The sequence below is a fragment of the Leptolyngbya sp. ST-U4 genome, from assembly GCF_039962215.1.
GTDB lineage: Bacteria > Cyanobacteriota > Cyanobacteriia > Elainellales > Elainellaceae > Leptolyngbya_A.
Map to the genome: position 1 here is coordinate 303,415 of NZ_JAMPKZ010000002.1, position 18,627 is coordinate 322,041.

The following is an 18,627-nucleotide window of genomic DNA, read 5'->3' on the forward strand; positions in this document are numbered from 1 at the left end:
CCCCTGTCTGCCGATCGATTCTGGGCAGCCGGGGGATTTGTTCTTGTAGGATGCCTGATTGATTTGTTTTGGAACAAAATGCAGGGACGAATCCAGGCAATATTGCTCTCTTCGGTGCGATTTCATACGCAATATCAGTATGTTAAGTTGTCCAGGATTTGCGATCTTGACGAGCAGGGGAGTTCCTGAGATGCAGAAGAGATGGTGGAAAGAAAGCGTCGTCTATCAAATCTATCCGCGCAGCTTTAAGGACAGTAATGGCGACGGGGTCGGCGATCTCCGGGGGATCATCAAGAAATTAGACTATGTGCAAAAGCTCGGTGTTGACGTGGTCTGGCTCTGTCCCGTTTATCAATCTCCTAACGATGACAATGGTTACGACATCAGCGACTATTACGACATCAACAACGAGTTTGGCACCCTGTCTGATTGGGAGGAGCTGCTCGCAGGATTGCACGATCGCGGCATCAAGCTAATGATGGACCTGGTGGTTAACCATACCTCCGACGAGCATTCCTGGTTTGTCGAAGCGCGCAAATCCAAGGACAATCCGTATCGGGATTACTATATTTGGCGATCGGGTAAGGAGGGTCGCGAACCCAATAACTGGGCGTCCTTTTTCGGTGGGTCAGCCTGGCAGTACGACGAGGCAACCGATGAGTATTACCTGCACCTGTTCTCTCGCAAGCAGCCCGATCTCAATTGGGAGAATCCGAAGCTGCGTGCCGAGATTTATACCATGATGCACTGGTGGCTGCGGAAAGGCATCGACGGCTTTCGCATGGATGTCATCAATGTGATCTCGAAAGTCCCTGGCTTGCCGGATGCTCCTGTAGTGACGAGCGATCGCTACCAATTTGGCGGACAGTATTTCGTCAACGGACCGCGTCTTCACGAGTTTCTGAGTGAAATGAAGCAGGAAGTGCTATCTCACTACGATATTGTCACCGTCGGCGAGACACCGATGCTGACCACCGAGCACGGCATTGCACTCACCCATGAGGAGACGGGGCATCTCAATATGCTGTTCCAGTTCGAGCACATGGTCATCGACGAAGACCCCAACAGTGCCTTACCGCACCGGAGCGTTCAGCCGTGGCGACTACACGATCTCAAGCAAGTGATGACACGGTGGCAAAAGGATTTGGAAAGGAAGGGCTGGAATAGCCAGTACCTCACGAACCACGACACCCCACGGGCAGTCTCTCGGTTTGGGGATGATGGTCAGTACCGGGTTGAGTCAGCCAAATTGCTCGCCACGTTTCTGCATCTGCTGCATGGCACGCCCTATGTCTATCAGGGCGAAGAGATCGGGATGACCAACGTCAGGTTTGAGTCGATCGAGGATTACCAGGACATTGAGACGCGCACGGTCTATCACGAGTTGGTGGAGGAAAAAGGCATTGCTCCCGATGCTGCAATGGAAATTATTTATGCCAGAAGCCGTGACAACTCACGCACACCGATGCAATGGGACGGCACCCTGTACGCTGGATTCACCACTGGCACTCCCTGGCTCAAGGTCAACCCCAACTACCGCGAGATCAATGTTCAACAAGCACTGACTGACCCAAACTCGATCTTTGCCTACTACCAGCAGCTCATCCGGTTACGCAAAGCTCATCCGGTCATCGTTTACGGCACGTATGACCTCATCCTGGAATCGCATGAGCAAGTTTATGCGTTCACGCGAACCCTGAAGGACGAGCGTTTGCTGGTTTTGCTGAATTTCACCCAAGACACGCCCGTTCTTACCCTGCCAGACGAAGTATCCTTTGACAGCCAGGAACTATTAATTAGCAACTATGGAATGAACAACGTAATGGACAATAATGAGGCAGAGGGGAGCGAGGAGATTCGCCAACTCACGCTGCGTCCTTTTGAGGCACGAGTGTACCGATTGCAGTAGTTTGCTGAGGAACGCGATCGATTGGGTGTCCGTCGCCTGAGAGCAAAAAACTTAGAGCAAGAAACAACGTTAAGCCCCAGAAGTTAAGCCCTAGAAAAAGAAGGGGATTCGATTAACGGTATAAGCTTTAAAGGATTTAGCGAAAGACAATCGAGTAATCCCACTATTCGTAATAGAAAAAATCCGATTACCTGCAGATTGCAGAGCCAAGAAAAGAGCTAGCCAAACAATTACAAATCTAAGCTGACGGAGTTCGTTACACAATGGACTCTTCTTATAAATTCCGACTAAGGTTATTCCGAAATATCTATCTTGGGATAGAAACAAAGCAAATATTCAAGATACGTAATACATAAAGGATTTACTTTTCTTAATGTATTGCTATATCCAATAGCAGAGGCGATCGCGCCGCAGAGCTTGATAGATCTAAAAGTCAAGTGAGGTTTGTATTTCTGAAAACAATCCTGCAATTCTCTTTGCAAACATTTGTGTTTCAGGAATTACGAAACGGTGGAAAAAAGGGCTTGCTTCTTTATTAGCACTCTTTTGTCCAATGATTGCATGGACAAGATGACTAAAACAAAGGGTAGTCAGCGTTGTCTTCTCTGAATTCTCCTCAGACATAGAGCAAGCTTCACAGTCTAGCAATCGAGAAGTTCAGGGTCATAAGCGCAAGGCGGAGGCAAACTCCAGCCGGGTCTTTTGCTTTCTGTGCTTTGTTCCTCGTTCTGTAAATCTCTCTGTAAATCTCTTTTCTCTCGAACTGTTCGATCTCGTTGTTTTTGTGCGAACTGTCAGCGAACAATGGCAAACCTGTTTTGTTTAGTTTCTTACTTAACTGTTTAGCCCCGTGACCCTAGCAATGATCGATGATTCAAACTTTTATAACCCATGAGTACTGATTCTTCAACTCACAACCTGCATCACTCTTTTAATCGCTGGTTGCTGCGTCGCTGGCGATTTCTTGCTACGGCGATCGTCGTTTGTCTAGGCGTGATTTTCTACAGTGTGATGGCACTGTCGCAGCAGCCAGTTCACATCGCAATGCTGATGACTGCACTGGACGTGGCACAGGAGCAACACATTATTGAGGCATTTGAAGCCCAAAATCCCGATATCAAAGTCGATGTGATCGAAGGTCCGAACGCCACGAATCTGGTCGAGGATTTGTACACATCCTCTTTCTTGCTGGGTAGCTCGCCTTATGATGCCGTGATTATGGATGTCGTCTGGCTACCTAAATTCGCTGCTGCGGGTTGGCTGATGGATTTGACCGATCGCATTCCAGAATCCGAGCTGAAAGACTTTATTCCCGAAACCGTGGAAGGGAGCCGCTACCAGGGAAGACTTTACCGAATGCCCTACCGCACCGACTCCGGGTTGCTTTATTACCGGGAAGACCTGTTGCAAGCGGCAGGCGCACAGCCCCCCGAAACCTTTGAAGACCTGATCAATATTTCCAAGCAAATTCAGCAGTCGCAGGGTGCAGACTGGGGCTACGTCTGGCAGGGACGGCAGTATGAAGGACTCGCTGCGATGTTTGTCGAGGTGCTGGAAGGCGCAGGTGGGTTCTGGGTCAATCCCCAAACCCTCGAAGTCGGACTCGATCGCCCCGAAACGCAGAAAGCCATTCAGTTCCTCAGAACAACGCTCGATCAGGGCATTTCCCCTCCTGGCGTCACGACTTATCAGGAAGAAGAAGCCCGCCGATTGTTTCAAAGCGGCCAGGCAGTGTTTATGCGGAACTGGCCCTACGCGCTGCCCCTCGCCGATGCTAACGACTCTGTGATCAAAGGCAAAGTTGGATTTAAGCCGATGGTTCACGCGCCGGGTCAATCCAGTGCCGGAGCATTGGGCGGCTGGGGGATTGGCATTGCCAAATCTTCTCCCCACCCTGAAGAAGCATTGCGGTTTGCTCAGTACTACGCCAGCGAAGAGGCACAGCGTAACCTGGTGCTGAAAAATGGCTATCTGCCCACCCGTCGATCGCTATACACTGATCCGCAGGTGGTAGAAAAATATCCTTACTTCCCCCGGATGCAAGCGGTAGCAGAAAGTGCAGCCCTGCGTCCGCCGATCGCCCAATATGCTCAGGCATCGGATATTCTTCAGCGATACCTGAGTGCTGCCCTGACGGGTCGAACCGATCCAGAACAAGCAATGCGTGATGCTGCCAAGGAGACGCGCAATTTGCTTCAACGCTACTCTGCCCGCTGAGCTGTATCCCATTAGGAGTCTTTCATGGCTGACACAATTCGTTCAAGAGAACAGCGCACGGGCTGGCTGCTGCTGCTTCCGGCAATGCTGGTGCTGCTGCTGGTTTATGCCTATCCGATCCTGCGATCGATCTGGCTAAGTCTGTTTACGCAAAACCTGGGAACGCAGCTACAGCCTGTGTTTACGGGATTGGACAACTACGGACGCATGGCACAAGACGGTCGCTTCTGGCAGACGATCGGCAATACAACGGTCTTTACCCTCTCGTCCCTGGTGCTGGAGCTGATTTTGGGGATGGCGATCGCGCTGGTGCTGAACCATGCCTTTCGGGGACGGAGTGCGGTGAGGACGATCGCGATTTTGCCCTGGGCACTGCCGACGGCTCTGATTGGCACGACCTGGGCATGGATTTTTAACGCCGAGTTTGGCGTCTGGAACGACATTCTGCTGCGGCTCGGCATTATCGATACGGGCGTCAACTGGCTGGGCAATCCGACCCTGGCGATGATGTGCGTGATTGCGGCGGATGTCTGGAAAACGACTCCGTTTATCTCGATTTTGCTGCTGGCAGGCTTGCAGTCGATTTCGGGCGACTTATATGAGGCTCATGCGATCGATGGTGCAACGGCATGGCAGAGCTTCCGCCAGATTACCCTGCCCCTGCTGATGCCCCAAATTCTGATTGCCGCGCTGTTTCGATTCGCTCAGGCGTTCGGCATTTTCGATTTGATTGCGGTGATGACAGGCGGTGGTCCTGGTGGCGCAACGGAAACGGTGTCAATTTACATCTACGCCACTATCATGCGCTATCTGGACTTTGGCTACGGCTCTGCGCTGGTCGTAGTGACCTTTGTGGTGCTGATTGCGGCAGTGGGGCTGGCTGCCTGGCTGCTTTCGAGAACTCGTACTGCTTTGAGAGGAGGTTAAGCCATGACGACGATTCAGCCGCCCGTTCGATCACAGGAAGCTCCACCCAGACAAACGCCCCAGAAGCGATCGGTTTCAATTCAAAATATTTTGTTTCTGATCGCCGTGCTGCTGGTGATTTTGTTTAGCCTTGCGCCGATTCTCTGGCAATTGCTCACCTCGTTTAAGGTGAATCAGGACATTGCCGCCATTCCAAACGTTTATTTTCCCAGTCGCTATACGCTTCAGCACTACATTGAGATTTTTAATCGCCGCCCGTTTTTGAACTATATGCTCAACAGCGCGTTTGTGGCGATCAGCTCCACGCTGCTCTGTCTGGCACTGGGCACACCTGCCGCTTATGCACTGGCACGACTGAAGGTCAAAGGCGAACGGATTATTCTGGCGATCGTCCTAATTGTGACGCTATTCCCCTACATTCTGCTGTTTATTGGTTTGTTAGAAATCGTTCGCACCTTTGGACTCGCGAATAACTATTTAGCGTTAATCATTCCGTACACGGCGATTAATATTCCGCTAACCATTCTGGTGATGCGAAGCTTCTTCCAGCAGTTGCCTCGCGATCTGGAAGACTCCGCTAAGGTAGACGGCTACAACACCTGGGGAATGCTGACGAAAATTCTGCTGCCCCTGACTACGCCTGCCCTTGTCACCACCGGAATTCTCGCCTTTATCGCCGCTTGGAACGAATTCATTTTTGCTCTCACGTTTATCACTCGTGAATCAATGAAAACGATTCCGGTTGCCGTTGCCCAGATTAGCGGAACCGCTGTATTCGAGATTCCCTATGGAGCATTAGCCGCTGCTACGGTGATTGGTACGCTGCCTCTCGTCGCCCTGGTGCTGCTGTTCCAGCGTCGAATTGTGCAGGGCTTAACCGCAGGCGCAGTCAAAGGCTAACGACTTACCCACTGATCTACTTACCCACTGAATCTACCCCACTTAACTCTCCCAACAAAACCATGCCAAAACTCGAACTCATTCACCTCAACAAAACCTACTCGCCTAAAGTCGTCCCCGTGCGCGATCTTAGCCTGGGCGTGGACAACGGCGAATTCCTCACACTGCTGGGTCCGTCGGGCTGCGGCAAATCCACGACGCTGCGAATGATCGCCGGACTGGAACAACCCACCCGCGGCGAAATTCGGATTGCCGATCGCAATGTCACAAATAAAGCAGCAGGCGATCGCAATATTGCAATGGTGTTCCAGAGCTACGCGCTGTATCCGCATATGAGCGTGTATGACAATATGGCTTCCGGGCTACGGCTGCGCCACATGAAGTCAGACGAAATTCGGCGGCGGATTCACGAAGTCAGCGGCTTCCTGGGTCTGGAAGAACTAATGGAGCGCAAACCGGGACAGCTCTCCGGCGGACAGCGGCAGCGCGTTGCCTTGGGACGAGCACTCGTACGCCAGCCCGACGTGTTTCTGCTCGATGAACCGCTCAGTAACCTAGATGCCCTGCTGCGGGAACAGGTGCGAGCCGAGCTAAAAGAAATTTTCACCTCGCTAAATACGCCCATAGTCTACGTGACCCACGACCAGACCGAAGCCATGACCCTGTCCACGCGAGTCGCCGTCCTGAATGGCGGCATTTTGCAGCAGCTTGACCCGCCCCGCCGCATCTACACCCATCCCGCAAACCGATTTGTAGCAGGCTTTATCGGCAGCCCGCAAATGAACCTGCTTGATCTGAAGTGCGACGGGCGATCGGCGGTCTTCGGCAACTATCACATTCCCCTGCCCGATGGCTTTGTGCCGCCGCCAGAAATCACGCTGGGCATCCGTCCAGAACACGTCCATCTTGCCGATTCTAATCAGCACAGTGCTTCGACGGTGCAGGGCAGAGTCGTGCTGTCGGAAAACCTGGGCATGAGCGAACTGATTACCGTCCGAGTCAGAGGCGCAGAAACGATGATCTTCCGTGCTTTGATTTCCAGCGACAACCCCTTCCGGGGCGAAGAAATCACCCTCACCCTGCCGCCCGAACACATCCACTGGTTCAATACCCAAACGGGGGAACGTCTCCCCGCTAAAGTGCTTCAGTCTGTGGGCGATCGAAATCATCTGGGGTAAGCCCCAGTAAGCGTTAGTTTGAGAAGTCGCCAATGCCCTAGATTACCTCCTGAACCCCCTCCCCCATCCACTCACCACCCCTCTACCCCTCCACCTCTCCAGCCCCCTGGAGTTTTTTTTGCATTTCCGGGAACGCTTTGGAATCGATCGCAGTCCTGTGGAGGGTAGGCGAAAAGAATGCAATTGAGCCATGCGAATGAGTACCCCTTCGGGTTATTGATTCGTGAAGGTTTGCAGTGAAGGGAGACGGGTATGATTAACTGGATTGCGCTGGGTCTAAGCTTGTTTAGCGGTGGTACGATCGGCGGCATTAAAATTGGGGATGTCGTCAATGGCGTGAAGTTTATTGGGGATGTCTTTGGCTTTAATAGCAATGAAAACAAAAACATTCTGGAAGATCCTAGTTTTGGCAGTAACCTGCTAGGAAATCTGTTTAATACTCTCAGCAGCAGCAACTTTTTAGGCGGCATTGATCTGGGAGATATTTTCACCTCAACGATCGGCGGAGGCACTTCTGGCTCATCGGGTTCAGGCAACAGAGGCTTTAACTTAGGTAATATCTTTTCGGGCTTAGGCAATAATAGTTCCTTTGATTCGATCAATCTGGGAAGCTTGCTGAATACGATCGTAGGTTCAGGTTCTTCGAGTTCAGTGAATAGCTCTTCTCTGGGCGATCTGTTTGATAACCTGGGCAGCCTGTTTGGCAATATTGATCTCGGTGATCTGTTTGGTGGGCTAGATGACGATTACTATTACGTTTTTAGCCCCATGCCTATTACCAATCTCTTCCAGAACTTGAGCGGTAACGATGTTCTCAGTCGCCCTGCTAGCAAGTTTGATGAAGTTGATTTATTAGACGGCTTGGGCACATTTTTAAACGTGCTGGGTGAAGCAAATGTCCTGAATGGAATGGGCGTGCAGGATGTGACACGCGGCAATGTCGTGAACGATGCGCTGACGGGTAAAGCGAACAACGATCTGCTGATTGGCCTAAACGGCAACGATCGCCTTGCGGGTGCACTCGGTCGCGATATCCTTAACGGCGGTGAAGGAGACGATCGCTTGAATGGCGGTGATAGCGATGATGTCCTCGTAGGTCGCCTTGGCAAGGATATGCTGATGGGCGGTCGCGGCAAGGATGTGCTGATGGGCAACGAAGGCGCAGATATAATGAGCGGTGAGCGGGGCAGTGACCTGTTTGTGCTGGACTACAAGTACGGCATGAAAGACAGCACCGACCTCATCCAGGACTTCAAGAAAGGCATCGACCTGCTGGGATTGCCCAAGGAAATCAACTTCAAGCGGCTGAAAATTACTCAAAAAGAAGACGATACGGTAATTAGCCTGGGTCGGACTTCGATCGCTGTTCTGAAAAATGTGGATGCCGATCGCATTGGCGCATCTGACTTTCTCAGCTTGGTGCAGCAGTCAGATCGCTAAAAGGTTTCAGGCTTGCTTCAGCTAGTGGATTCCAGACTTCTCAACTCCTAAAGCTTTTTAACTCCTAAGGCTTTTTAACTCCTAAAGTTTGCGGGCAAAGTTTGTAGAGGGTAACGTTCAGGGTGCATCTTTATCTAAGTATTATCTGAATATTGCACGACAATCTTATTTTCTTATCGTTTCATTTCCGCTTCGGTTTTCCAGCATTGCTTCGCAGTACAATTCAGCCCTTCAAGATTCATCCCTTCAAACTGAGGAGCGCAGATTCACTCAACGGTGGGTTCAATATCCTCTGTGCCTCCTCAGTTCCCCAGTCATTCCCCGATCGTGAAGGACTTTAAATCGATCGTCAGTTCCCCCTCTGAGAAATTGAGAGAAATTGGGGGACTATCAGGCTTTTAAAGCACGCCCTAAGCCTCTACGAGCACCGACAGCAAGCCCTTAAACAATCCTAGCCCGTCCGTGTTGCCCAGAGCCGGGTCGGAAGCGCGTTCTGGGTGGGGCATCATGCCTAGCACATTGCCCTGTCGGTTGCAGATGCCTGCAATATTATTGAGCGAGCCGTTTGGATTTGCATCCGGCGAGGGGTTTCCTGCGGGGGTAGCATAGCGAAAAAGCACCTGCTGGTTGTCCTCTAGCTCTGCTAGAGTGTCGCGATCGGCGTAATAACAGCCTTCTCCATGAGCGATCGGCAACGTAATGACCTGTCCCGACTGGTAGTGCTGCGTCCAGGGCAAATCATTGCGTTCAACTTTAAGCGGCACTCGATCGCAGACAAAGTGCAGATCCCGGTTTCGCATGAGTGCCCCTGGCAGCAGACCCGCTTCGGTCAACACCTGAAATCCGTTGCAGATGCCCAGTACAAATTTTCCCTGCTTCGCGTGTTCAATCGTGGCTTGCATCGCTGGAGAAAATCGAGCGATCGCCCCACAGCGCAAATAGTCGCCGTAGCTAAATCCACCCGGCAGGATCACCACATCCAAATCAGATAAATTGCTGTCTTCGTGCCAGATCATCCGCGTTGGCTGCTGAAGCAAATCGCGGCTCACCATTGCTACGTCACGATCGCAGTTTGATCCGGGAAAGACAATTACGCCAAATTTCATGCTGCTGCTCCTGATTCTGCTCTTGATTCTGCTTTTGGCTGTGCCCCTTTTATCATGGTATCAAGGCGAAGCGGCATCCCGTGATAGGAGTTCGTCATTTGGAGTTCGGCATGCGGAATGACAAATTAATTTGCGGATGCACGCGATCGGTCAGAATCAGAGAAAGAGATCTAAGCAAGCAGTTTCCAGCATGGACATTAACGACGGATTTGTTGGTGCAGTCGGCAATACTCCCCTGATTCGGCTGCACAGTCTCAGTGAAGAGACCGGGTGCGAGATTTTGGGCAAAGCAGAGTTTCTCAATCCAGGTGGTTCCGTAAAGGATCGGGCAGCCCTCTACATTATTCAAGAAGCAGAAGAGCAGGGCTTGCTGAAACCGGGCGGCACTGTTGTTGAAGGCACGGCAGGCAATACCGGAATCGGACTGGCACACATTTGCAATGCTAAAGGCTACAAGTGTCTGATTATTATTCCCGACACTCAATCTCAGGAAAAAATCGATTTGCTGCGGACGCTGGGGGCAGAAGTTCGCCCGGTTCCGTCAGTGCCCTACCGCGATCCGAATAACTACGTGCGGCTGTCAGGCAGAATTGCGGAAGAGTTAGAAAACGCGATCTGGGCAAACCAGTTTGACAATCTGGCAAACCGTCGCGCCCACTACGAAACCACCGGACCCGAAATCTGGCAGCAAACCGAGGGCAAAATCGATGCCTGGGTTACAGCCACAGGAACAGGCGGCAGCTACGCAGGCGTTTCGCTTTATCTGAAAGAGCAAAATCCAAACGTGCGCTGTGTCCTGGCAGACCCGATGGGCAGCGGACTGTATAGCTATGCCAAATTTGGCGAAATTAAAATCGAAGGCAGCTCCGTCACCGAAGGCATCGGCAACAGCCGGGTCACTGCCAATATGGAAGGCGCACCGATCGACGACGCTATCCAGGTACACGATCAGGAGGCACTGCGGATGATCTACCAGCTTCTTCGCAAAGATGGCTTGTTCATGGGTGGTTCGGTAGGCATCAACGTGGCCGCAGCCGTAGCCTTGGCTAAACAACTGGGTCCAGGACACACGATCGTCACCCTTCTGTGTGATGGGGGGGCACGCTATCAGTCGCGGCTGTTTAACCCAGAGTGGCTGGCAAGTAAAGGGTTATCGGTTCCGGCTGCTTAGGATCGCCTGTCGTATCCCCGATCGCATTCAAGGTTTTGCAGCCCCCTCAATCCCCCCTCGTGACTTGCCGCTCCTAAAAAGCGAGGGGGGACTTTAAACAATTTGGGAGTTTCCCCCTCTGTAGAAGCTTGGGGCGATCAAAATGACGCTTAGCCACGGCTGAACCCAGAGTGAGGGTGTTCTTACTGGCCTGGAGAAAATGCCCATCCTACAGGCTCCCGGCATTGCCATCATCAGCGATTAATCCCGCCGCCCATCATCCCGCAGCACAAACGTCAGAACAGCCGCCAACAAACAAACGCCTGCCAACCCAACTAAAAGGGGCATAACGCCGATCGACGTTTGCAGAATCGGTAAGCCAAAGGTTCCCAGAACGGCTCCCGCTTTGGCAACGGCAGCAGCAAACCCGGCTCCACTTGCCCGAATCGACGTGGGAAACACTTCACCCGACAGCAAAAAGGTGGTTGAATTCGGTCCGGCATTCATCGTCAGGTTAAACACAAAAAAGCCCAGAAAGACGATCGCCGTATTCCAGGCACTGGCTGAACTGCTCCAGCCCGAACCCGCCAGAATCAGTAGCCCGATCGCCATTCCCACAAAACCCAAAATTTGCAGCCGAATTCGCCCCACCCGCTCGACGCAAACCACCGCAATCAAAAAACCTGCAATCAGAAACAAATCCACGATCGCAGACCCTTTTGCCGATGCCAGTTCCCGGTTGAGCAAATCGGTACGATCGGCGTAGGCAAGGGCAGCAATAATCGTCGGAGTAAAAATGCCGATGCCGTAAGTGGCAATATCCTGCAAAAACCAGGGAATCGAGGCAAGTAGCGTACGGCCACGATAAGCGACCGAAAACAAATCGCGATAGGACAGGCTAGATTCGGCCTCTGGCGGATCGGTTTCGGGCGTGAGGACGATCGGGGTTTCGAGCAGGGTTGAGGCTGCCTTCGATGCGGCTTCGTAGTCTCCTCGTGCTAGATAATAGCGCGGACTTTCCAGCAAGAAGTTGAGCCGCAAAATTCCAACGCCGATCGCCAAAATCAGCCCCACACCCAGCATCCCTCGCCACGCATACTGAATCGCAGGCTGCACGATATCGGGATAAAAAGCTTGAAACGCCGCAATAATGCCGATTCCAGTGATTGCCCCTAGCAGCGCCCCAACTGCCTGAAACGTAAACGCCCCAATCACCATCCGTCCGCGTAGCCGAGCCGGAACGTTTTCGGTAATGTAAGAGACGCTAATCGGATAATCTGCCCCGATCGCCACCCCTACCAGAAAGCGAAACCCGAGCAGCGAAATCGCATTCCAGGCAAAAGCCGTTCCTGCCGTCGCAATGACAAATAAGGCAACGTCTACCAGCAGCATTCGCTGTCGCCCAATCCGATCGGTTAACGGTCCCAGGGTAAGAGAGCCGAGCAGGGAACCGACGATCGCCGCCACTGCCACCGCGCCAATTTCAGCCGACCCCAGGTTAAAGTCACGCTGAAGAAAGGGAAGCGCAACGCCAATAATAAAGAAATCAAAGCCATCCAGCACGATCAGCCCTGCCGAGAGCCCCCACAGAAGCCACATGACGCGGGTGAGATTAGATTCATCGAGCTGCTGTTCAAACGATCGAAGCTGAGGCGGGGCAACCATAGGGCAGGGGTCTGTAAAGAACTATTGGTCAAGAAATAAACCTGCTTTTAGTATCACCATTTCTCGATCGCGTTTATGCTGAAAAAGTGCTATGACCCCTTACCGATGAACCTGACTCAGATCGATCGCCGGATGAATCGAGGGAAAATACTGCCCGTGAAACTGAAATGGAATCACATGGGGAACTTCTGCTCGTGCCAGTTCGCTCATGGATTGAGCATCGAGCATGAGGAGGAAAGACTGTTTGCGATCGGCATCCAGCACCACAGAAAGCAGAATTCCTTCGTCTTCGGCTGAGGCGTTGGGCGCAGAAACAAAGACAGGTTCACCTGGATAGCAGTTTTCGTCTGACCAGAAGGCAGTCTCGCCCGTATTCACATTGATTTTAACCAGCTGATCGTTAAAGTTATTCAGAATTTGATTGCCTACGCCATACACAAACTGATAGGGTTTCGCGTTTGCCTGTCGGTAATGGATTCTCGGAAGCTCGATCGTTTCATCGGATAAAGTTTCACCGATCGCATCACCTGAATTGAGATTGAGGCGATATCGCTTCAATTTTCCGGCGGCATTGCCCGATCGTCCGGTTCTTAACGGCTCTAAATATAAATCATCAATAATTTTGCCGTCGGGATAAGCGATCAAATCGATCAACAATTCATCATCTTGTTCAAATGCATTTACGTGATGAAAGGCGAAAAAGGGTTCGCTCTCGCAGGTTTTTACAACTTCCCCAGTCGATTTATCGACTACCGTGAAATGGGTGCCGCGATCGGTCTTCCAGCGATAGTTTTCAATAAACGGTTTGCCGCTAGTCAGTAGACCGAGCAAATTCAGCCGCAGGGGAAACTCGGTGAGAATAATGTATCGATCGCTCATGGCGAAGGTGTGCATATAGGCGGGTTCCTTCACCGGAATCGAGGCAACCAACTCGCGGCGGCTGTTGTGGAAACCCATGCGGTAAATGTTGTATTTGCTGGGCGAACCAAAGGCAATTAGATAGTTGAACAAACACTGGCGATCGAAATCAAAATGCGGATGTACAGTCGTTGTCTGTCCCAAAATGCGGTCGTCAAACGGAAACTTATCCAGCGTTTCTAGCGTATCGGGGTTAAACACGATCGGCTGCGGGACTTCAGTAGTGCTGACGAGTCGATCGCCCAACGGCAAGATATTCACGTTGGCGTTATCGGTTGGGCGCGGCAGCGGATCGCGCAATCGTTTCCAGAAAGAAGTCCGAGCAGTTGTGCCAAATTCACCCCGGCTGATTTTGCCTTTCTCGTGTGCCTCTTGATAAGAATCGCTGGCAAGGAATCGATTCACATAGCTCACTCGCCCCGCCTGAAACGAAAACCGCGACAGCATCGCCAGTCCATCAAACCAGTGGCGATAAGGCTCTCCGCCAATGTCGAACTGAGCCGGACCCGTGCGAATCAGCGTTCCTGTTAGCCATTCTGGCAGCGTTCCGGTCAACGGCAAAGCATCGATCGTCGCTTCTTCAGTTGCCGTCTTAAAACCGATCGCATAGGGAGGAGTGGTTTGCGCCGCAGGTTGGGCTTCAGGCTGAATTCCGGGGCGAGTGTGCATAAAAGACGCTTAAACAGAAACCTTTTTATTGTGCGAACATTCGCGATCGTTTAGACCCGTCCCAAGAGAGAAGCTTCTACTGTGCTGCCGCCTTCTGATAAATTGGCTCACCCGCTACATACGTTGCCGCGATCGATCGATCGTCTCCCAACATCATCGTGCCAAAAAGCTGTGACTCGAGTACATCCAGCGATCGGGCAGGAACGGCTCCGTTTCGGAGCGCCAGGATTGGCGTGGCGTGGAGATCCAGCACTGTAAAATCGGCTTCTTTGCCAGGGTCGAAACTGCCGATCTTTTCTGCAAGCGAAAGCGATTTTGCTGCGCCCAAGGTTGCCAGATAAAAGGCTTGAAAGCTAGATAAATTTTGTCCCTGAAGCTGAGCAATTTTATAAGCTTCGCTCATGGTATGCAGCATCGAGAAGCCAGTGCCGCCACCCACATCCGTCGCCAGTCCCACACCCACGGGAGAATGAATCGACTTCGCCCGATGCAGCTTAAACAAACCGCTCCCCAAGAATAAATTCGAGGTGGGGCAATAGGCGATCGTTGCACCTGCCTGAGAGAGCCGCTCAAACTCAGACTCGCTTAAATGCAGCCCATGAGCAAAGATCGATCGATCGCCCACTAAGCCGTACTGCTCATACACTTCAAGATAATCGCTAGTGTTGGGAAACAGTTCCGAGGTGTATGCAATTTCCTGTGCATTTTCCGACAAATGGGTATGCACATAAACATCAGGAAATTCTGCCTTTAGTTTTCCGGCAAACTGCAATCCGGCTTCTGTTGAAGTAATCGCAAATCGAGGGGTAATCGCATAAAGCTGTCGTCCTCGATTGTGCCATTTTTGAATTTGTTCGCGGCTTTGGTGATAAGTCTCGATCGCATCATTCAGCAAAAAATCCGGCGCGTTGCGATCCATCCACATTTGTCCGGCAATGATTCGCATATTGCGGCGATCGGCTTCCTCAAACAGGACTTCGACCGACTGCGGAAAAATTGTAGTCAGCACGACTGCCGTGGTTGTGCCATTTTTTAGCAGTTCATCCAGAAAGAACGTCGCGATTTGCCGGGCATAGTCCGCATCCTGAAACTTTGCCTCGGTGGGAAAAGTGTATCGCTCCAGCCACGTTAAAAGCTGCTCCCCGTAGGCGGCAATCATTTCGGTTTGCGGATAATGAACGTGGATATCGAGAAAGCCGGGGATGATTAATTGACCGGGATAGGTCGTAACGGGAATTTCCTCGAAGCGGGGGGCGATCGTTTCATAGGCTCCAAAGGCTTCAATGCTGCCGTTTTTTAGCACCAGTAGCCCGTCTTCGAGGTAGCGAACGCTGTCCCGCTCGTTGCCGTAAAACGGATCGCCTACAAAGTCTAAAAACGCGCCCCGAATTGCTTTAGCTTTGCTGAAAGTTTGCATTTGGTTTGCCTGCATAATTTGCCCCTTGATGAGGTTAGCTGATTAATTTCAGAGATCCTGCATTGCCCCCTAAATCCCCCATCAATGGGGGACTTTGAAACTCCTCGAAAGGCTCGGTTTCCCTCAGAATTGGGGGGTGGTTCGGAGCACAATTCAGACTTCTCAAACGTCTTCTAACCCAAATACCAATATAGAATCCCTTTCAAGAAGGCGATGACACTCACCCCAATTAATCCTTCGCTCGCTCCCAGTGTTTCGCCCGATTGACTGCCTCTTGCCAGATTGCAAAACATTTGATCGCACGAGCAGAGCTGCTCCCAGGTTCAAACACCCTATCGACCTGACGGCTTGAGGTCTGGAAATCTTGACCAAAGCCGATCGTCTGACCCGCAGCAAAGGCAATGCCCTGAACGGTCGTTTCCTGCACCAGGGGACGCTCAACCGGAATGCCCAGCACATCCGCCTGAAACTGCATCAGGAAATCATTGTTACACGCGCCACCGTCTACCCTGAGCCGATCGATCGACACGCCCGATTCTTGAATTGCCTGCACTACTTCTTTCACCTGAAAGGCGATCGACTCCAGCACCGATCGCACCAGATGGGGACGCTTTGCGCCGCCTGTAATCCCGAAAAATGCGCCCCGTGCAGTCATATCCCAGTGAGGCGCACCTAAGCCGCTCAGCGCAGGCACAAAGTAAACGCCGCCGTTGTCCGGCACTTGCTGAGCCAGCATCTCGGTTTCGGCAGCGGATTGGATCAGCTGAATGCCGTCGCGCAACCACTGAATGCAGGCTCCCGTCGTGAACATACTGCCTTCCAACGCATAGCCGCAAGCTTCAGAATCAGCTTTAGTCCAGGCGATCGTGGCGATCATTTGCTGGGGCGATCGAACAATCTCCTGACCGGTATGGGCAACCAGAAAACAGCCAGTGCCATAGGTGCATTTCACCAGCCCCGAATGATGGGCAGCTCCGCAATAGGGAGAATCGCACCCGTGCCCGAACAAAGAAGCCTGCTGATCGCCCAGAATTGCAGTTACAGGAATCGCTGCACCCAGAATTTCAGGATCGATCGTGCCAAACTGACTCAGACTCGGCTGAATCCGCGGCAGCCAGTGAGCGGGAATCTGAAACAGATCGAGCAGAGCAGCATCCCACTGTCGCGTTTCAAGGTTATACAGCATTGTGCGGCTGGCGTTGCTGTCGTCAGTGGCGTGAATTCTGCCCCCGGTGAGGTTCCATAAAACCCAGGTGTCAATCGTCCCGGCTAGAACGTTCGCCGCATCAATCCCTGACGGTTTAACAACATACTGATGCAGCCAGGAAAGCTTCGTGGCGGAAAAATAGGCATCAATCACCAGCCCGGTTCGCTCAAAAATCTCTGCGCTGTAGCCCTGCTGTTTCAAATCGTCACAGTGGGCAGCCGTGCGCCGATCCTGCCAGACGATCGCTCGATGAAGCGGCTCTCCTGTCGTTTTATTCCAGACCAGACAGGTTTCGCGCTGCACCGTTAGCCCGATCGCCTGAATTTGATTCGCGTGAATCTTTGCCTGCTGAATCGCCGATCGCATTACCTCACAGGTTGTCCGCCAGATTTCGATCGGATCATGCTCTAACCATCCGGGCTGCGGGTAGTGCTGCGTGAGTTCCCGATATGCCTGACTGACAATCTGCCCTGTCGCATCAAATACAAAGGCACGGTTGCCCGTCGTTCCTAAATCCAGCGCCAGAATGTAGCCTGATGCGGTCATAGGCAATACTCAGAATCAATGCTCAAAATCGTATTCTCACTGTACATCGGGCGCGACGAGGAATAATTTTTATCTGTCTAGGAATAGGAATGTGATTTAGAAATGCGATTGTGCAAAGCATGAATTCCGGCCCTATGCAGGGGTGAGCGTTTTTGAGAAATGGGAAACAGGGTAGAGTAAATAGACGAATGAATCGAACGCTGAACCACCAAGATTAGAAACAGATTAAAAACCTATGAGTAGCGCGATCGAATGGACGACTGAAGCAGAAGCTCGCCTGAAGGAAGTTCCGTTTTTTGTGCGTCCGGCGGCTCGCAAAAAGATCGAGAAGTTTGCTCAGGACGCAGGCTTAACGCAGATCACCGTGGAAGTTTACGAACAGGCAAAGCAAAAATTTGGCTCATCCTGATTTGGTCTCTAGAAACACGGTTAACAGATGACGATCGATCGCTTTGCTGTTTCCCAGGAAGGTAGCTGTCTCCAGGTCGGTACTTTACGCAATGCTGCGCCTGCCGATGTGCCTGCGATTCATGCCATGACCCAGATCGCCTATGCTGGCTACCGCGATCGGCTTCCCTACAGCAGCCTGTGGCAGGAAACCGAAGCCGATGTCGCGCAGGAGTTAGCCGCAGGAATCATCGTGCTCTGTGAAACTGCAGGGCAGATTGGGGGCAGCGTTCGGTGTCAGGTGCGGAACGATGTCGCAGCGTGTCAGCCGTTTGTCTATGTTCATCGATTGGCGGTGTTGCCCCAGTATCAGCGTCAGGGCATCGGGCGGCAATTAATGCAGGCAAGTTGAGGCATTTGCTCAGGAACATCAGGTGAATTGGGTGCGGCTAGAATATCGGCTGGCACAACCTGAAAACGCGCTGTTTTACGATCGGTTAGGCTATCACATGAGGGAAACCAGCCGCTTCTTTGCTGATGGAAGCCCGCGATCGAGGTGGATGTTTAAGCAAATTTCGCTGCCTTAAAGCCAGACGACAAGAGGCAATTCACTCTTTCACACCGTTCTTTCACACCGTTCTTTCACACCGTTTCAAAACACCCTCTGAAAAGGCGAGCAGTTGCTATTTTGTTTTAAATAACTTATTTAAGTATTTCAGTATCGCTTCACAAAAAAGATTTTTTGCCAATCCTTTTACAAGGCTTAATATCACTTCATGAACCTGGCTTGTATTGAATGGGAATCAGTTTATCCTTATTCTGAATGATGTCTTTTTTCAGCGGAAGTGACTAAGCTGAATTGCTATTGAAAAACGCAGGATTTTTATTCTTGTAAAACGCTTCTTAAAGAATAATGAAAAGCTCTGAAGTTAGAGTATTTCGGGTTGTTTTTAATAGGTTTTTCCAGAGGAAGAAAAACTTAACTCCCTTT

The 18,627-nt window shown here is 51.6% G+C and carries 16 protein-coding genes; 10 read left to right on the forward strand and 6 right to left on the reverse strand.

Annotated features, from left to right (window positions below):
• Positions 1–190 precede the first annotated feature (190 nt).
• On the forward strand, positions 191–1,909 hold the full coding sequence (locus tag NDA02_RS06850; protein WP_190792788.1) for an alpha-glucosidase: 1,719 nt from the start codon (positions 191–193) through the stop codon (positions 1,907–1,909).
• Positions 1,910–2,335: 426 nt separating this feature from the next.
• Here the strand turns inward: NDA02_RS06850 and NDA02_RS06855 are convergent, their stop codons facing one another.
• Positions 2,336–2,533, reverse strand: a complete 198-nt coding sequence (locus NDA02_RS06855) for a hypothetical protein (protein WP_190792789.1) — start codon at positions 2,531–2,533, stop codon at positions 2,336–2,338.
• A gap of 267 nt (positions 2,534–2,800) precedes the next feature.
• On the opposite strand from NDA02_RS06855, the gene NDA02_RS06860 reads away from it, so the two are divergent.
• The 5 genes from NDA02_RS06860 to NDA02_RS06880 all read left to right on the forward strand — a co-directional run bounded on the left by NDA02_RS06860 (position 2,801) and on the right by NDA02_RS06880 (position 8,571).
• Complete coding sequence (locus NDA02_RS06860) at positions 2,801–4,126, forward strand: ABC transporter substrate-binding protein (RefSeq protein ID WP_190792790.1); 1,326 nt, start codon at positions 2,801–2,803, stop codon at positions 4,124–4,126.
• Positions 4,127–4,150: 24 nt separating this feature from the next.
• Positions 4,151–5,053 (forward strand): sugar ABC transporter permease, encoded by a 903-nt coding sequence (locus tag NDA02_RS06865; protein WP_190792791.1) that lies wholly within the window; start codon positions 4,151–4,153, stop codon positions 5,051–5,053.
• A gap of 3 nt (positions 5,054–5,056) precedes the next feature.
• Entirely contained in the window at positions 5,057–5,953 is an 897-nt protein-coding gene (locus NDA02_RS06870) for a carbohydrate ABC transporter permease (RefSeq protein ID WP_190792792.1), read from the forward strand.
• 62 nt (positions 5,954–6,015) lie between these two features.
• Positions 6,016–7,131 (forward strand): ABC transporter ATP-binding protein, encoded by a 1,116-nt coding sequence (locus NDA02_RS06875; protein WP_190792793.1) that lies wholly within the window; start codon positions 6,016–6,018, stop codon positions 7,129–7,131.
• 252 nt (positions 7,132–7,383) lie between these two features.
• A complete protein-coding gene (locus NDA02_RS06880) occupies positions 7,384–8,571 on the forward strand; it encodes a hypothetical protein (protein WP_190792794.1) in 1,188 nt (395 codons plus the stop codon).
• A 410-nt stretch (positions 8,572–8,981) separates the two neighbouring features.
• On the opposite strand, the gene purQ is transcribed toward NDA02_RS06880, so the two are convergent.
• Entirely contained in the window at positions 8,982–9,677 is a 696-nt protein-coding gene (gene purQ, locus NDA02_RS06885; protein WP_190791157.1) for a phosphoribosylformylglycinamidine synthase subunit PurQ, read from the reverse strand.
• 190 nt (positions 9,678–9,867) lie between these two features.
• Between purQ and NDA02_RS06890 the strand changes: the two genes are divergently transcribed.
• Positions 9,868–10,848 (forward strand): cysteine synthase A, encoded by a 981-nt coding sequence (locus NDA02_RS06890; protein WP_190791158.1) that lies wholly within the window; start codon positions 9,868–9,870, stop codon positions 10,846–10,848.
• Positions 10,849–11,088: 240 nt separating this feature from the next.
• Here NDA02_RS06890 and NDA02_RS06895 read toward each other — a convergent pair whose 3' ends face one another.
• From NDA02_RS06895 to glpK, 4 genes are all read right to left on the reverse strand, one after another.
• Positions 11,089–12,492 (reverse strand): MFS transporter, encoded by a 1,404-nt coding sequence (locus NDA02_RS06895; RefSeq protein ID WP_348254691.1) that lies wholly within the window; start codon positions 12,490–12,492, stop codon positions 11,089–11,091.
• A 99-nt stretch (positions 12,493–12,591) separates the two neighbouring features.
• A complete protein-coding gene (locus tag NDA02_RS06900) occupies positions 12,592–14,079 on the reverse strand; it encodes a carotenoid oxygenase family protein (protein ID WP_348254693.1) in 1,488 nt (495 codons plus the stop codon).
• A gap of 76 nt (positions 14,080–14,155) precedes the next feature.
• Positions 14,156–15,496 (reverse strand): guanine deaminase, encoded by a 1,341-nt coding sequence (guaD, locus tag NDA02_RS06905; RefSeq protein ID WP_190794385.1) that lies wholly within the window; start codon positions 15,494–15,496, stop codon positions 14,156–14,158.
• A gap of 229 nt (positions 15,497–15,725) precedes the next feature.
• The gene (glpK, locus tag NDA02_RS06910) at positions 15,726–17,249 is read right to left on the reverse strand and encodes a glycerol kinase GlpK (RefSeq protein ID WP_348254695.1); all 1,524 of its coding nucleotides are present in this window, start codon (positions 17,247–17,249) and stop codon (positions 15,726–15,728) included.
• Positions 17,250–17,484: 235 nt separating this feature from the next.
• Here glpK and NDA02_RS06915 point away from each other — a divergent pair, with 235 nt between their 5' ends.
• Genes NDA02_RS06915 through NDA02_RS06925 form a run of 3 tightly spaced genes read left to right on the forward strand, consistent with a single transcriptional unit; the run spans position 17,485 to position 18,223 of the window.
• On the forward strand, positions 17,485–17,658 hold the full coding sequence (locus NDA02_RS06915; RefSeq protein ID WP_190794383.1) for a PCP reductase family protein: 174 nt from the start codon (positions 17,485–17,487) through the stop codon (positions 17,656–17,658).
• Positions 17,659–17,685: 27 nt separating this feature from the next.
• Entirely contained in the window at positions 17,686–18,048 is a 363-nt protein-coding gene (locus NDA02_RS06920; protein WP_190794382.1) for a GNAT family N-acetyltransferase, read from the forward strand.
• A gap of 22 nt (positions 18,049–18,070) precedes the next feature.
• Entirely contained in the window at positions 18,071–18,223 is a 153-nt protein-coding gene (locus tag NDA02_RS06925; protein ID WP_190794381.1) for a hypothetical protein, read from the forward strand.
• The last annotated feature ends 404 nt before the right edge of the window (positions 18,224–18,627 follow it).

Coding starts and splice junctions, on each gene's coding strand:
- NDA02_RS06850 (WP_190792788.1), top strand. CDS start 191: ATGCAGAAGAGATGGTGGAAAGAAAGCGTCGTCTATCAAATCTATCCG.
- NDA02_RS06855 (WP_190792789.1), bottom strand. CDS start 2,533: ATGTCTGAGGAGAATTCAGAGAAGACAACGCTGACTACCCTTTGTTTT.
- NDA02_RS06860 (WP_190792790.1), top strand. CDS start 2,801: ATGAGTACTGATTCTTCAACTCACAACCTGCATCACTCTTTTAATCGC.
- NDA02_RS06865 (WP_190792791.1), top strand. CDS start 4,151: ATGGCTGACACAATTCGTTCAAGAGAACAGCGCACGGGCTGGCTGCTG.
- NDA02_RS06870 (WP_190792792.1), top strand. CDS start 5,057: ATGACGACGATTCAGCCGCCCGTTCGATCACAGGAAGCTCCACCCAGA.
- NDA02_RS06875 (WP_190792793.1), top strand. CDS start 6,016: ATGCCAAAACTCGAACTCATTCACCTCAACAAAACCTACTCGCCTAAA.
- NDA02_RS06880 (WP_190792794.1), top strand. CDS start 7,384: ATGATTAACTGGATTGCGCTGGGTCTAAGCTTGTTTAGCGGTGGTACG.
- purQ (WP_190791157.1), bottom strand. CDS start 9,677: ATGAAATTTGGCGTAATTGTCTTTCCCGGATCAAACTGCGATCGTGAC.
- NDA02_RS06890 (WP_190791158.1), top strand. CDS start 9,868: ATGGACATTAACGACGGATTTGTTGGTGCAGTCGGCAATACTCCCCTG.
- NDA02_RS06895 (WP_348254691.1), bottom strand. CDS start 12,492: ATGGTTGCCCCGCCTCAGCTTCGATCGTTTGAACAGCAGCTCGATGAA.
- NDA02_RS06900 (WP_348254693.1), bottom strand. CDS start 14,079: ATGCACACTCGCCCCGGAATTCAGCCTGAAGCCCAACCTGCGGCGCAA.
- guaD (WP_190794385.1), bottom strand. CDS start 15,496: ATGCAAACTTTCAGCAAAGCTAAAGCAATTCGGGGCGCGTTTTTAGAC.
- glpK (WP_348254695.1), bottom strand. CDS start 17,249: ATGACCGCATCAGGCTACATTCTGGCGCTGGATTTAGGAACGACGGGC.
- NDA02_RS06915 (WP_190794383.1), top strand. CDS start 17,485: ATGAGTAGCGCGATCGAATGGACGACTGAAGCAGAAGCTCGCCTGAAG.
- NDA02_RS06920 (WP_190794382.1), top strand. CDS start 17,686: ATGACGATCGATCGCTTTGCTGTTTCCCAGGAAGGTAGCTGTCTCCAG.